Source organism: Pseudomonas sp. GD03875 (assembly GCF_029840585.1).
GTDB lineage: Bacteria > Pseudomonadota > Gammaproteobacteria > Pseudomonadales > Pseudomonadaceae > Aquipseudomonas > Aquipseudomonas paralcaligenes.
The window spans coordinates 1-13638 of sequence record NZ_JAOCCV010000025.1; the positions used below are offsets into that span (position 1 = coordinate 1).

Sequence of the window (13638 nt, forward strand, 5' to 3'; positions counted from 1 at the left end):
CAGGCTCAGGCCTTCCTTGGCCACAGCTGTGCCAGCAGCATGCCGGCGAACATCAGCGCGCAACCGGCGTAGCCCTTCAGGGCTAGTGCTTCGCCGAGCAGCAGCGCACCGGCGATGGCGGCGAACACGGCCTCGAGAGAGAGGATAATGGCGGCGTGGGAGGCGATGGCGTGCTTCTGCGCCACCACCTGCAGGGTGAAGCCCACGGCCACGCCGAGCAGGCCCCCATAAAGGATGGCCGGGCCGGCGGCGAGGATGGCGTCCAGCCGTATCTCTTCGAACACCACCGCCAGGACCAGGCTGAGCACCGCGCAGGTGGCGAACTGCAGCAGCGCCAGGCGCAGCGGATCGTGGCGGCTGGCGAAGAAACTTACCATCAGCACGTGGATGCCCCAGACGAAGGCGCCGGCGAGCTGCAGCCAGTCGCCGGAGGCGACCTGGAAGCCCTCGCCGACGCTGAGCAGGAACATGCCGACCACCGCCAGGCCCGCGCCCAGCCAGGTGCCCAGGCCGGTGCGCTGGCCGATCAGCAGGCCGAGCAGCGGTACTACTATGACGTACAGGCCGGTGATGAAGCCGGAGTTGGTCACGCTGGTGAACAGCAGGCCGACCTGCTGCAGGTTGATCCCCAGCGACAGCGCCAGGCCCATCGCCAGGCCGCCCAGCAGCAGGCTTCGGTTGAGCGGTTCGGGTCTGCTGGTCGTGCGGCGGCCGAGCCAGAGCACCAGCGGCAGCAGCGCCAGGGTGGCGAGGGTGAAGCGCAGGCCGGTATAGAGGAAGGGCCCGATGGCGTCCATGCCTAGGCGCTGGGCGACGAAGGAGGAGCCCCAGATCATCGCGGTCAGCAGCATCAACAGGTCGGCGCGCAGGGCTTGGCTTCGCATGGTGGTTCTCGGCGGGAAAAGCTGGCGACTTTGCCGCAAAGCACGGAACTTGACCACCCCGTCACGGCTGGGCATGCTGAGCGCCGCCTCGCTGGCCCGCTCGACAACAACAACAGGAAAGTACATGGCCGCTTACGAGATTCTCATCGCTGACGACCATCCGCTGTTTCGCAGCGCCCTGCAGCAGGCGCTGACTCTGGGGCTGGGCTCGGAGGTCCGCCTGGTCGAGGCGGCCAGCATCGCCGAACTGGAAGCCTGCCTGGGCGAGAAGAGCGACTGGGACCTGGTCCTGCTCGACCTCAACATGCCCGGCGCCTATGGCTTCTCCGGCCTGGTGCTGTTGCGCGGCCAGTACCCGCAGATTCCGGTGGTGATGATCTCGGCGCAGGAAGAGGCGGCCGTGGTGGCGCGCTCGCGGGAGTTCGGTGCCAGTGGCTTCATTCCCAAGTCCAGCCCGCTGGAGATCATCCAGCAGGCCGTGCGCCAGGTGCTCGATGGCGATGTCTGGTGGCCGCCGCAGGTTTCCGCCGCCGCCGCTGTCTCGGCCGAGGCGAAGGCGGCCAGCGCGGGTCTGGCGAGCCTGACGCCGCAGCAGTTCCGCGTGCTGACCATGGTCTGCGAAGGGCTGCTGAACAAGCAGATCGCCTTCGAGCTGAGCGTCTCCGAGGCCACCATCAAGGCTCATGTCACCGCCATCTTCCGCAAGCTGGGCGTACGCACCCGCACCCAGGCGGCCCTGTTGCTGCAGCAGATGGAGTCGATCCCGGGGTCATGAGCCTGTTCAGAACTGACCGTGAGAGCGGCCTTGGCCGCGAATCGGGCAAGATGGGAAAAAGCTTCGCGGCCGAGGCCGCTCCTACAACGGTGCGTCTTTCCTTGCTTGCGAGATCACAAACAGGTTCATAGAGCCTTCACGCATTTTTGACGGTGTGGCCCCTAAGGTGCCGCGCTTCATCGCTCAGGACAGCCATTCTTCCATGTCGCCATTCAAGGGCCAGACCGGCCTGAAACGTATCCTCAACGCCGCTGGCTATTCCTTCGACGGCCTGCGCGCGGCCTTTGTCGGAGAAGCCGCCTTCCGCCAGCTGGTGCTGCTCAACGCGGTACTGATTCCCCTGGCCTTCTGGCTCGACGTCAGCCCCGTGGAGCGGGCGCTGATGGTGGCGGTGAGCATGCTGTCGCTGATCGTTGAGCTGCTCAACTCGGCGGTGGAGGCGGCGATCGACCGCATTTCCCTGGAGCGCCATCCGCTATCGAAGAACGCCAAGGACATGGGCAGCGCCGCGCAGCTCACTTCCCTGGCGGTGATCGCGTTGGTCTGGGGCATCATTCTGCTGGGGTGAGTCGGGCCCGGTGCGCGTGGCGCACCCTACGTCCATCCACGACGTGCATCGTTCTCGATGCGCGTGCGGGTTTTACCCGCCCTACAGGACGCCGGCCTTCTTCCAGGCCAGGTAGCGGCCGACCAGCTCCGGTCCCAGTTCGTTGGGGCGCGCGTCCAGTACGGGCACGCCGTGGGCGAGCAGGCGCTCGTGCAGGCCGGCGCGGGCGTTGAGGTAGTCCACCGTGCCGCAGTAGGCCAGGGCCTGTTCGTAGTTCTGCACCTGGGTGTGGCGCAGGCGGTCCAGCACTTCCTCGCGCAGGCTGGCGATCAGCACACGGTGCTGATGGCCCAGGCGCTTGACCGCGCCGAGCAGTTCCTCATCGTCCTCGTCGCGCAGATTGGTCACCAGCACCACCAGGGCGCGGCGGCGCTGGCGGGCGAGCAGGGCGTTGATGGCGGCGGCGTAGTCCGCCGGCCTCCGGGTGCTGTCGAGGGCGTAGACGGCGTTGAGCAGGCTGCTGATATGGGCCTGGCCCTTGACCGGCGCGACGTACTGGTCCTGATTGCCGGCGAAGGTGGCCAGGCCCACGGCGTCTCCCTGGCGCAGGGCGACGTAGCTGAGCAGCAGGCAGGCGTTGAGTGCGTGGTCGAAGTGCGACAGCTCGTCGTCCTGGCTGCGCATGCGCCGGCCGCAGTCGATCAGGAAAACGATCTGCTGGTCGCGTTCGTCCTGATACTCGCGGGCGATGGGAGTACGTTTGCGCGCGGTGGCCTTCCAGTCGATCTGGCGCAGGGTGTCGCCGTCGCGGAATTCGCGCAGCTGGTGGAATTCCATGCCGAGGCCCCGCCGCTGGCGCTGGCGCACGCCCATCTGGCTGAGCCAGTCGTCGACGGCCATCAGCTGGGCGCCATAGAGGCGGGCGAAGTCGGGGTAGACACGGGTCTCGCTGGCCTGGTCGAGGAAGCGCCGCGACTGCCACAGGCGCAGCGGGCTGGGCAGCAGCAGCTCGCAGCGCGGGAAGCGGAAGTGGCCGCGCTTGAGCGGGCGTACCCGGTAGCCGAATTCGGTCTGTTCGCCCGGATGCAGCTCCACCCGCTGCGGCAGGAACTCGAAGTCCATGTGCTCGGGCAGGTGGTCGAATGCCTGCACGGCCAGGGACTGGCGATAGTCGTGGTGCAGGGCCAGACGCACCTCGCTCCAGCGCCCCAGCGGCAGGTTGCCCGGCAGCTGGCGCTCCATGCGCGGCGAGGGCAGGCGGTGCAGCCAGGCGGCGTCCAGCGCCGCGACCAGCAGCAGGGCGAGCAGCAGCCCCCACCACAGCGGCTGCAGCGTCGCCGGCAGCTTGGTGCCGAGCAGCGGCAGGCTGCCGAGGACGATGGCCAGGGCGAGCAGGCCGCCGAGCAGGCCGAGGAACAGGCGGGATGGCTTCATGCGATCACAGGCGCGGGGCCGGAACCTGGTCCAGCAGTTGCTGCAGCACCTGGTCCACGGAGAGGCCCTCGATATCCAGTTCCGGCGCCAGGCGCACGCGGTGGCGCAGCACGGCCAGGGCGCAGGCCTTGACGTCATCCGGCAGGACGAAATCGCCGCCGCGCAGCAGGGCGCGGGCGCGACCGCCGCGCACCAGGGCGATGGAGGCGCGTGGGCCGGCGCCCATGGCCAGGCCTGGCCAGGTGCGGGTGGCGCGGGCCAGGCGCACGGCATAGTCGAGCACCTGGTCGTCGATAGGCAGCTCGCTAGCGATCTTCTGCAGCGCCAGTACGTCCTTGGCCTGCAGCAGGGTGCGCAGCGGCGCGACCTCGAGCATGTCGGCCCTGGCCGAGCGGGTCACCTGGCGCACCAGGCTCAGCTCCTCGTCGGCCTGCGGATAGTCCATGCGCAGCTTGAGCATGAAGCGGTCGAGCTCGGCTTCCGGCAGCGGGTAGGTGCCTTCCTGCTCGATGGGGTTCTGGGTGGCCAGCACCAGGAACGGCTGGGGCACCGGCAGGGCGCGCCCTTCCAGGGTGATCTGGCGCTCCTGCATCACTTCCAGCAGGGCGGCCTGGGTCTTGGCCGGGGCGCGGTTGATCTCGTCGGCCAGCAGCAGGTTGGTGAAGGCCGGCCCCTTGCGCAGCTTGAACTGCTCGCTCTGCAAGTCGTACACGGCATGGCCGGTCACGTCGCTGGGCATCAGATCCGGGGTGAACTGGATACGTGCGAACTCGCCGCCGAAGCAGCGGGCCAGGGCGCGTACCAGCAGGGTCTTGCCCAGGCCGGGTACGCCCTCGACCAGCACGTGGCCGCCGGCGATCAGGGCGGTGAGCACGTCGTCCACCACCTCGCGCTGGCCGACCACGGCCTTCTGCAGTTCCAGGCGCAGGGCCTGGAGCATCTGGCTGGCGCGCTGGCGCTGCTGGCCCGCAGGGTTGGCGGGCGCCGCCGCTGCGGTAGCCGGCGCGGCGGGTGCGGCGGCCGGGGCTGGGGGCGCTTCTGCACCGGTATCGGGTTGCTGCGGAATTTGTTCGCTCATAGGGCATTCCTGAGGGTTTGCAGGTTGGCGACCTGGCGGGTGAAGTCGGCGGCGGAAAGGCGGCGGGTCGGCAGCGGACGCATGGCGGCGCTCACCGCGCCGCTGGGCAAGCGGGTGAGGCGGCCGAGCACCTGCCACTGGTCGGCGACCGGCAGCCGCTCGAAGCCTGGGTGGCGATGGCGAGCGCGGCGCAGGATGTCGCGCTGCAGGCTGCCCAGCAGGTGCTGCTGGCCGGCGCGGCGCAGGAGGAAATCGGCGCCGGCGCGCAGGTGTTCTTCGAGCTGGCGGCGCGCGTGGACCGGCGGTGCGAGCAGCGGGCCGTGGCGCATGCCCACGTGCCACAGCAGCAAGCCGATCAGCAGTGCCAGCGCGGCGAGGGCGGCCGGGTAGTGTTTCAGCAACTGGCTGAAGAGGCCGTCGCGCTCGGCGTTGTAGACCAGGGTCACCGCGCTGTCCTGGCCCAGATACCAGAGCAGCCAGGCGTTGTCGTAGTCGCCGATGCTGTCGTTCTGCCAGAGCCAGGCGTCGGTGAGCACCGTAACCAGGCCCTTGCCGTGTTCCAGCTGCAGCATGTGGGTGGCCTCGGCGCTGTTGGCCCAGGCGTAGGCCCGGTTCTCGCCGTCCAGCAGGTGATAGCCGGTGTCGAACTCGACGTAGGCCGGCGCTTCCTCGTTCTCCAGGTAGATCTTGGTCAGCTCGGGGTAGCGGTCTTCTTCTTCGGCCTGTTCTTCTTCGGGCGCTTGCTCCGCTTCGGCCTCGTCTTCCGCGGCCTCGTCTTCTTCCTCGATGGTCTCGCCGTCCTCGGACTCGGCTTCCTCGTCGTCCTCGTAGTCGTCTTCTTCGTAGACGCTGGTCTGGCGGATGCCGAGGCTGTCCAGCAGCAGGTCGCCGCTGCGGCCGTCCTCTTCGTCCCAGATCTCTTCGGCGACGAACACCAGGTGGCCGCCCTGGGCCGCCCAGTCCAGGACCTGGCGGGCCTGGCGCGGCGTCATGTTGTGGCGCGGGGCGAACAGCATCAGCGTCTGCCCGGTCGAGGGCAGGCCATTGAGCACGTCCAGGCCGTCCGCTCGCTGGACCGTGATCTTCTGCTCGCGCAGGAACATTTCCGCCGCCAGGTATTCGTTGGCGCGGGCTTCGGGCGAGGGACCATGCTTGATGGTCTGCTCGTAGGGTTCCAGGCGCTGCACGACCAGCAGGCCCACCCAGAGGGACACGACCAGCAGGAGGCCCGTGAGGCCGATCTTGAGCGGGCGGCTCATGCGGCGGCCCCCGCTGCGAACAGGCGCCGCCAGCCTTCGCACAGGCCGCGCTTGAGCGTGTCCGGCGGTGGGCGGTGGCCGTAGGCGAGGTTCTGCCAATGGCGGGTCAGCACGCCGCTGAACCGGCTCAGCTCCTCGCGATCCAGGCGCTCGACCATGCGCAGCACCTCGCCCTCGGTATGCGAGCCCTTCAGCGGCAGGCGGAAGTCATGCAGCAAACGGCTGAGCAGGGCGCGGTAGAGGAGGCCGAGCGCCTCGCGCGGGTGTTCGTTCCAGAGCCTCTCGGCTTCGCTCGCCACGTCGTCGGGCAGACTTTCCGGCGCGACCTCCAGGCCGAACAGCTGGCTCGGCATCTCGCGCACGCGGTGGCGCTGCAGGCCCAGATGGCTGGCGAAGGTTTCCAGCCATTCCCGATAGCGCCACAGCAGCAGGCCGATGGCGAGGAACAGCAGGGTCCACAGCAGTATCTCGAACCCGTGCGCCACCACGTCGAGCTTGCTCCAGAACTCGCCGAGTTTGAGCAGCTTCTTGATCATGTCGATGAAGCTCTGCACATCCTCGTCGCTGGGCTCCTCGGCCTTCTCCTCCTCGCCGAAGCGCCACAGGGTCACCGTCTCGTTGTTCTCGAAGGGCGGCGCTTCGAGCATCTTGCCGATGCTGTCCTTGGCGGCCTGGCTGCTCAGCGGCTGGTTGAGCAGGCGCTCGGATTCCGGCCCCAGGGGATCGTCGATGGGCACGGGGCAGGCGGTCGGCGCCTTGGCGGCCAGCGCGTCGGTCGCCGGCAGGACGAGCATCAGCGCGGCGCAGGCCATCAGCAGGGCGTAGGCGCTGCCGACGAGGCGCTGGCGCAGGCGTCGGAAGGTCAGCTCAATGTCCCATGCCTCGAGTTCGGTGCGCCGGTTGAGGTAGAGGGTGAAGCCGCAGGCGACGTAGATCGGCTCCCAGAACACCAGCACCAGGGCGTAGAACAGGTTGGACAGGTGCTCGACCCAGACCCATTTGCCGCTGCTGGCTTCGACCAGGGTGTCCCAGTCCAGCTGGATTTCCACCTGCTGCGGCACCATGAGCCAGATCAGGGTGATCACGCCCATCCACAGCAGCATTTCCAGATGCACGCCGAGGATGGTCAGCCAGGCCGCGCTGCCCGCGTGACGCTGGCCAAGCACCATCAGGCGCTTGCTGCGGGCTTCTCCGCCCAGGCCTTCGAGCTGCAGCACCGGCAGGTCGAAGCTGCGGGTGGGGCTCAGGCGGCGCCAGGTCAGGCTGGCGAGCAGTTGCGGCTTGAGCAGGCGCGGGAAGGCCTTGAGCGCCTCCTTGAACGTCGGGACGTCGCCGAACAGTGAGCGCGAGAGGATGTGCAGGGGCAGCCGCTCCCAAGCCGGTTTCAGCCACCAGAGCAGGATGCCGACGACGGTCGGGTACTGCCAGAACAGCGCCGTGAGCACGGCGAACAGCGGCAGGGTCACGATGGCCCAGCTGGCCATCAGCAGGCCGGCGTGACGGCGCGCCAGGAGCACGCCTAGGTCGATGGCCTCCCAGGCGCTGCGCGGGCGGATGGCGACGCTGGCGTCAGTCAGGCGCATGGCGTTTCCGTCCGGCAAACACGAAGTAGGCGATCACCAGCAGCCACAGGCCCGCGCCCACCCAGTACTTGATGGTGGGGGTGGTGTAGGTCATGGACGACCAGTAGGCCTCGACGAAGGCGGCGATCAACAGGAACAGGATGACGCCCGCGACCAGTTGGATGGCCTTGCCGGCGGCCTGGCGCAGCGCTTCTCCGCGGCCCAGGCGGCCGGGGGAGAGCAGGGCCCAGCCGAGCTTGAGGCCGGCAGCGCCTGCGAAGGCGATGGCGGTGAGTTCGAAGGCACCGTGGCCGATGACGAAGGACCAGAACGTCTCGCTGTAGCCGATGCGGGTCAGGTGGCCGGCGACGGCACCGATCACCAGACCGTTGTAGAGCAGGAAGAACAGGCTGCCGAGGCCGAAGATCAGGCCGCCGGCGAAGGTCTGAAAGGCAATGCCGATGTTGTTCATGATGTAGTAGCCGAACATCATCCAGTCGTCCCCGGAGTCGCGTTCGGCGAAGCGGCCGACGCGGCGCGCGGAGGGGTCGTACATTTCCTCCATCTGCCTCACCTGCTCGGGGTCCATCAGGCTGTAGATGAGGTCAGGGAACAGCCAGGTCAGCAGCCCCATGCCGATCAGCGAGCCGAAGAATAACGCGCTGCCGGCCAGCACGGCCCGCCATTCGCGGCGCACCAGTTGCGGGAAGCCGGCCAGGATGAAGCTGATGATCTGTGCGCCCAGGTGGCTGCGGTGGCGGTAGAACTGCTGGTGGCCGCGCATGGCCAGCCGCTGCAGCTGGTCGATGAGGTGGCTGCTGTAGCCGCGCTCCTGAGCCAGGGCCAGGTGCTGGCAGAGATGTCGGTAGTCGGCGGCGAAGCTCTCGCAGTCGCGGCGCTCGGCCTTGCCCTTCTCCATGGTGTCCAGGCGTTCGGCGAAGCGTTGCCAGTCGGCGCCGTGGCGCTGTTCGAACAGGTGCTGTTTCATACCGTGCCCACCAGGCCGCGGGCGATGCCGTGCAGGCGCGCTTCGGCGTGTTCGGGCAGGCTTTCCAGCGGCTCGGCGAGGATGCCGGCCAGCTCGGCGCGGCGTGCGCCGGACAGGCTGGTGTGGCGCTCGGCGAAGTCCATCACGGCGCGCTGTTCGGCCAGGCTCAGCGGGAAGGGTGCGCGCTCGACATCGGCCTCGGGAATCTGCGGGCGCTTGAGTTCATCTTCCTGATAGACCACTAGGGTGCCGGCGGCGAGGTCGCCGAGGCGCTTGAACGAGGGATGGCTGAGGCTGCTGATGGCGCCGACGCAGTAGGCGAAGGGCAGCATGTCCACCGCGCGCAGCAGGTTGCGGGTCAGCGAGGCGGCCCAGCCCACGGGGGTTCCGTCATCGTGGACCACGCGCAGGCTCATGGCCTTCTTGCCTGGCGTGCGGCCCTGGTAGAGCACCTCGAACAGCACCGGGTACCACCAGTTGATCAGGAAATACAGGATGGTCCCCAGCCCCATGCCGAACTGGCCGAGGATGCCGAGCACGATGAAGGCACCCAGGAGGATGGCGCCGCGGATGAGCAGATCGATGCCGAACGCGAGAGCCCTCGGCATCAGGCCGGCGGGGCGGAGAATCAGGTCGATGCCTTCCGGGGTTTCCACCTGTCGGCGGGTGTCCAGGAGTGGCAGGTCGGAAAGCTCCGACTGAAGCGGGGAGTTGGGCTGCATCGGTCGACTGCATCGAGGAAAGCCCCGATGCTAGCCAGCAGCAGGGTGCTAAAGCAATCGGGCCGCCAGAGGCGGCCCGAACTTCTGTAGCGGATCAGTTGGACGCAGGCAGCACGCCGAAGATGGTGCGGTACAGGGCGCCGATGGTGATGATGCACAGCGGCAGGGTCCAGATCAGGCCGATGCCCAGCGGAATCATGCTGACCAGCATGATCAGGCCGAGGACGATGAACAGGCCGAAGACCTTGAACCAGTGCTGGGTGATGGCCTTGCGGGAGGTTTCCAGCGCTTCCCAAGGCGACAGACCACGCTCGATCACCAGCGGGATGGCCAGGATGTAGGCGATGCTGAGGTAGATACCGGGGATGACCAGCAGGATCATGCCGAGAGCGACCAGCACGTTCATCAGCAATGCGGTGATCAGCAGTGGTACGAACAGTCCCAGGCCCTTGAACACGTCATTGAAGCTGACGGTCTGGTCTGCTGCACGGCGGATGCCGACCAAGTTGACGCCGGCTAGGAATGGGTAGGCCATCGCCGAAGTCAGGGAGAAGAGGAGTTGGCCGCTCAGTCCACTGATTATGCTGGCTTCGGAGAGGATGCCTAGTGCGCTGAATACCATGCTAAGGATGACGAAGGCGAAGGACATCACTATGTAGAAGATGACGAATCCGCCGAAGATGATGCCCTTAGTGCCCTTGACGCGCTGCCAGGATTCGCTGATCAGGTCGCCGATGTTGAAGTCATATCCGCGGCTGAGTGCCTCGGCGATGGTGGGAACCTGACCGCTCGGGGTTTCCTGCAGGTTGCTGCTGGGGGCGGCGTAGGGATTGGGAGCGGTAGTATCACTCATGAGATGACGGTCCTTGCTGGGAGGGGAATTTCCTGACCGAAGCATCCTATAACCGGAGGCAATCGCCCACAAGCCGGGCGGCGTGAGCTACTTCAAGCTTTCGCCTCGGGACTCTCATGAAGCGGATGCTAGACTGCCGCGGCATGTTTTCCGGGGAGCTTCATCTTGTCCGCAAGTATCTTCTGGTACGACTACGAAACCACGGGTATCAACCCGCGCTGCGATCGGCCGCTGCAGGTGGCGGGCATCCGCACCGACGAGCAGTTGAACGAAATCGGCGAGCCGCTGAATCTCTACTGCCGTCCTTCCGACGACATACTGCCGCATCCGGCCGCCTGCCGGATCACCGGGATCACGCCCCGGGTGCTGCGCGACAAGGGGCTGACCGAGGCGGAGTTCGTGGCGCACGTGCATGCCGAACTGTCGCTGCCGGGCACCTGCGGCGCGGGCTACAACAGCATCCGCTTCGATGACGAGGTGACCCGCTACGCCCTGTACCGCAATTTCTACGACCCCTACGCCCGGGAGTGGCAGGGGGGCAACAGCCGCTGGGATCTGATCGACCTGGTCCGCGCGGCCTACACGCTGCGTCCCGAAGGCATCGAGTGGCCGCGGGACGAGGAGGGCAGGGTCTCGCTGAAACTGGAGCGACTCACGGTGGCAAACGGCATCGAACATGGTCAGGCCCACGATGCGTTGTCCGACGTGCGTGCCACGATCGGCCTGGCGCGCCTGATCAGGGACCGGCAGCCGCGTCTGTACGACTTCTTCTATCAGCTGCGCAGCAAGGCCAGGGTGTCGGAGCAGATCCAGCTGCTGCAGCCGCTGGTGCATGTCTCGGGGCGCTTCGCCGGTGCGCGCGGCTACCTGGCGGTGGTGCTGCCGCTGGCCTGGCATCCACGCAATCGCAACGCCCTGATCGTCTGCGACCTGCAGTCCGATCCCCAGCCGCTGCTGGAGATGGATGCCGAGGGGCTCCGGCGGCGTCTGTATACCCGGCGCGACGAGCTGGCCGAGGGTGAACTGCCGGTGCCGCTCAAGCTCCTGCATATCAACAAGTGTCCGGTGGTGGCGCCGCTCAAGGTGCTGCGGCCGAACGATGTCGAACGCCTGCAGATCGACCTGGGGCTGTGCGAGCGACGTGCCGAAACCTTGCGTGGCGCGCGGACGCAGTGGACGGGCAAGTTGTCCGAACTCTACGCCGCGGATGAATTCGAGCCGCAACAGGATCCGGAACAACGCTTGTATGAAGGTTTTCTCGGCGATCGCGACCGCAGGTTCTGCGAACAGGTCAGGCATTCGACCGGAGAACAACTGGCGCGAGGCAACTGGGCTTTCGAGGATGAACGTCTGCCGGAATTGTTGTTCCGCTATCGGGCGAGGAATTTCCCGGACTCATTGAACGATGCCGAGCGAGTGAACTGGCAGGAGTTCTGTCGGGACAGGTTGAATAACAGTGCTGCCGGGGCGCCCAATACCCTGGCCGACTTCGAGCAGGCGCTGCAAGTGGAGTGGTCGCAGGCTTCTGCCGAACAGCAACAAGTGCTGCAGGTCTGGCGCGAGCATGCGCAATGGCTGCGGGATCGTTATTGCGCCGTCTAGCTTTTCGCTGAAATAAAAAATGCCGGCGATTGCCGGCATTCTTGTCTTCCGATGGATTAACCGAGCAGGGTGGCCCAGCTTTCCACGGTATCGGCGCCCCACTTGGCTTTCCACTCTTTCAGAGTCTTGTGGTTGCCGCCCTTGGTTTCGATCACTTCACCGGTGTTCGGGTTCTTGTATTGCTTGACCTTGCGCGCGCGCTTGCTGGTGGCTGGCTTGGCTGCGCGGGTGGTCTTGCCGCCCTTGGCGCCTTCCGGGTCGAGCAGGGCGATGACGTCGCGCAGGGACTTCTGATATTCGCCCATCAGGGTACGCAGCTTGCCTTCGAATTCGAGTTCTTTCTTCAGTTTGTCGTCTTGCGACAGATTCTTCAGGCGCTCTTGCAGCTCTTTGATGGCTTCTTCCGTCGCGCGATATTCGTTGATCAGAGACATGATGTGTTCTACCCGATGGCCAGTTGCAGTTGTAAGTAACGGGATAATAGACAGGCCAAGTCGGCAAAGTAAACAAGCAGAATAAGTTTCGAGTGTTCTAATGTGCATGCTTCGCGGCGTATGGGCGGCTTATCCCGTGGTGATGTCGAAATTGTTGCAGCATTTGCATACGTAACGGCGGAGCAGCCGAGATCGAAGTGTCTTCGTAGTTGGTGGCGCGGTCAGATATGAAGTTTTCCCGGCTGCGGCTAGAATGGCGCCCTCGCGAAGTTTCTGGAGTTCTCTTTCATGCGTACCTTTCGGCTGGTGATCGCCTGCCCGGACCGCGTCGGCATTGTCGCCAAGGTCAGTAATTTCCTGGCTACCTATAACGGCTGGATCACCGAGGCCAGTCATCACTCGGACAATCAGAGTGGCTGGTTCTTTATGCGCCACGAGATTCGCGCCGATTCGCTGCCTTTCGATCTCGATGGTTTCCGCCAGGCCTTCGCGCCCATCGCCAAGGAATTCTCGATGGAGTGGCGCGTCACCGATTCGCAGGCGAAGAAGCGCGTGGTGCTGATGGCCAGCCGGGAGTCCCACTGCCTGGCCGACCTGCTGCACCGCTGGCACAGCGACGAGCTGGATTGCGAGATTCCCTGCGTCATTTCCAACCACAACGACCTGCGCAGCATGGTCGAGTGGCATGGCATCCCGTTCCACCACGTACCGGTCGACCCCAAGGACAAGGCTCCGGCTTTCGCCGAGGTTTCGCGCCTGGTCGGCGAATACCAGGCGGACGTGGTGGTGCTCGCCCGCTACATGCAGATCCTGCCGCCGCAGCTGTGCCAGGACTACGCCGGCCGGGTGATCAACATCCACCACAGCTTCCTGCCGTCCTTCGTCGGCGCCAAGCCCTACCACCAGGCGTCCATGCGTGGCGTCAAGCTGATCGGCGCCACCTGTCACTACGTGACCGAGGAGCTGGACGCCGGGCCTATCATCGAACAGGACGTGGTGCGCGTGAGCCACCGCGACAGCATTGAGGACATGGTGCGGCTCGGCAAGGACGTGGAGAAGATCGCGCTGTCGCGAGGCCTGCGCTTCCATCTGGAAGATCGTGTGCTGATTCACGACAACAAGACGGTAGTGTTCGACTGACCGTCGGGAGGTGAGGATGAAACGGGGCGAGGCGATACCGCCACCCACGCTCGGCGAGGGCTGCCTGCAGCGTTACGATCCGGAGGCCCTGAGCGAGACCGACGGCACCGAGTTCCCCGGTGCCGCCGAACTCTGGCGGCGACTGCGGCAAGTCGCCGAGGAGGAGGGTGCGGCGCAGGACTTGCCCGCGCCGGATGAGCCATAGGCTCTGTACGAAAAGTGCCTGCGTTCGGTGATGCTTCGTTAAAAACGGGTTCGGAATGCTCATTTACAGCTCGTAAACTCGCATGCGAGCCCAGTCCGCTTCCTCACCTGTTTTTGTGGGGGCGCCTAGCCCTTGCCTGACCTTCGCTCGACGAC

The 13638-nt window shown here is 66.1% G+C and carries 14 protein-coding genes; 5 read left to right on the top strand and 9 right to left on the bottom strand.

All coding sequences use genetic code 11. The features are described 5' to 3' along the window. Positions 1 to 5: 5 nt before the first annotated feature. Entirely contained in the window at positions 6 to 884 is an 879-nt protein-coding gene (locus N5D30_RS19150) for a DMT family transporter (RefSeq protein ID WP_279910239.1), read from the bottom strand. Positions 885 to 1008: 124 nt separating this feature from the next. Here N5D30_RS19150 and erdR point away from each other — a divergent pair, with 124 nt between their 5' ends. Then, positions 1009 to 1659, top strand: coding sequence for a response regulator transcription factor ErdR (gene erdR / locus N5D30_RS19155; protein WP_220812736.1), 651 nt, complete (start codon positions 1009 to 1011; stop codon positions 1657 to 1659). Between the two features lie 202 nt (positions 1660 to 1861). Beyond that, a complete protein-coding gene (locus tag N5D30_RS19160; RefSeq protein WP_279905015.1) occupies positions 1862 to 2227 on the top strand; it encodes a diacylglycerol kinase in 366 nt (121 codons plus the stop codon). Between the two features lie 81 nt (positions 2228 to 2308). Here the strand turns inward: N5D30_RS19160 and N5D30_RS19165 are convergent, their stop codons facing one another. The 7 genes from N5D30_RS19165 to N5D30_RS19195 form a co-directional block, all read right to left on the bottom strand. Next, entirely contained in the window at positions 2309 to 3640 is a 1332-nt protein-coding gene (locus N5D30_RS19165) for a DUF58 domain-containing protein (protein ID WP_279910240.1), read from the bottom strand. Between the two features lie 4 nt (positions 3641 to 3644). Beyond that, entirely contained in the window at positions 3645 to 4718 is a 1074-nt protein-coding gene (locus tag N5D30_RS19170; RefSeq protein ID WP_279910241.1) for a MoxR family ATPase, read from the bottom strand. Further along, a complete protein-coding gene (locus N5D30_RS19175; RefSeq protein WP_279910242.1) occupies positions 4715 to 5977 on the bottom strand; it encodes a DUF4350 domain-containing protein in 1263 nt (420 codons plus the stop codon). Before N5D30_RS19175 ends, N5D30_RS19170 begins: the two co-directional genes overlap by 4 nt. Then, complete coding sequence (locus N5D30_RS19180) at positions 5974 to 7560, bottom strand: DUF4129 domain-containing protein (RefSeq protein WP_279910243.1); 1587 nt, start codon at positions 7558 to 7560, stop codon at positions 5974 to 5976. The genes N5D30_RS19175 and N5D30_RS19180 overlap by 4 nt, the downstream gene beginning before the upstream one ends. Next, positions 7547 to 8527: a stage II sporulation protein M gene (locus tag N5D30_RS19185; RefSeq protein WP_279910244.1), complete on the bottom strand. Its 981-nt coding sequence runs from the start codon at positions 8525 to 8527 to the stop codon at positions 7547 to 7549. Before N5D30_RS19185 ends, N5D30_RS19180 begins: the two co-directional genes overlap by 14 nt. Beyond that, entirely contained in the window at positions 8524 to 9249 is a 726-nt protein-coding gene (locus N5D30_RS19190) for an RDD family protein (RefSeq protein ID WP_279910245.1), read from the bottom strand. Before N5D30_RS19190 ends, N5D30_RS19185 begins: the two co-directional genes overlap by 4 nt. A gap of 94 nt (positions 9250 to 9343) precedes the next feature. Further along, positions 9344 to 10102: a hypothetical protein gene (locus N5D30_RS19195; protein WP_279910246.1), complete on the bottom strand. Its 759-nt coding sequence runs from the start codon at positions 10100 to 10102 to the stop codon at positions 9344 to 9346. A 165-nt stretch (positions 10103 to 10267) separates the two neighbouring features. Here N5D30_RS19195 and sbcB point away from each other — a divergent pair, with 165 nt between their 5' ends. Continuing rightward, positions 10268 to 11704 carry an exodeoxyribonuclease I gene (gene sbcB / locus N5D30_RS19200; protein WP_279910247.1) on the top strand — a complete coding sequence of 479 codons (1437 nt, stop codon included), beginning with the start codon at positions 10268 to 10270 and terminating at the stop codon, positions 11702 to 11704. A 56-nt stretch (positions 11705 to 11760) separates the two neighbouring features. Here sbcB and mvaT read toward each other — a convergent pair whose 3' ends face one another. After that, positions 11761 to 12138 (bottom strand): histone-like nucleoid-structuring protein MvaT, encoded by a 378-nt coding sequence (mvaT, locus tag N5D30_RS19205; protein WP_279905026.1) that lies wholly within the window; start codon positions 12136 to 12138, stop codon positions 11761 to 11763. Positions 12139 to 12426: 288 nt separating this feature from the next. Here mvaT and purU point away from each other — a divergent pair, with 288 nt between their 5' ends. Together purU and N5D30_RS19215 are read left to right on the top strand one after the other, a co-directional pair. Next, positions 12427 to 13278 (top strand): formyltetrahydrofolate deformylase, encoded by an 852-nt coding sequence (gene purU / locus N5D30_RS19210; protein WP_279905028.1) that lies wholly within the window; start codon positions 12427 to 12429, stop codon positions 13276 to 13278. Positions 13279 to 13294: 16 nt separating this feature from the next. Then, a complete protein-coding gene (locus tag N5D30_RS19215; RefSeq protein WP_279910248.1) occupies positions 13295 to 13483 on the top strand; it encodes a hypothetical protein in 189 nt (62 codons plus the stop codon). The last annotated feature ends 155 nt before the right edge of the window (positions 13484 to 13638 follow it).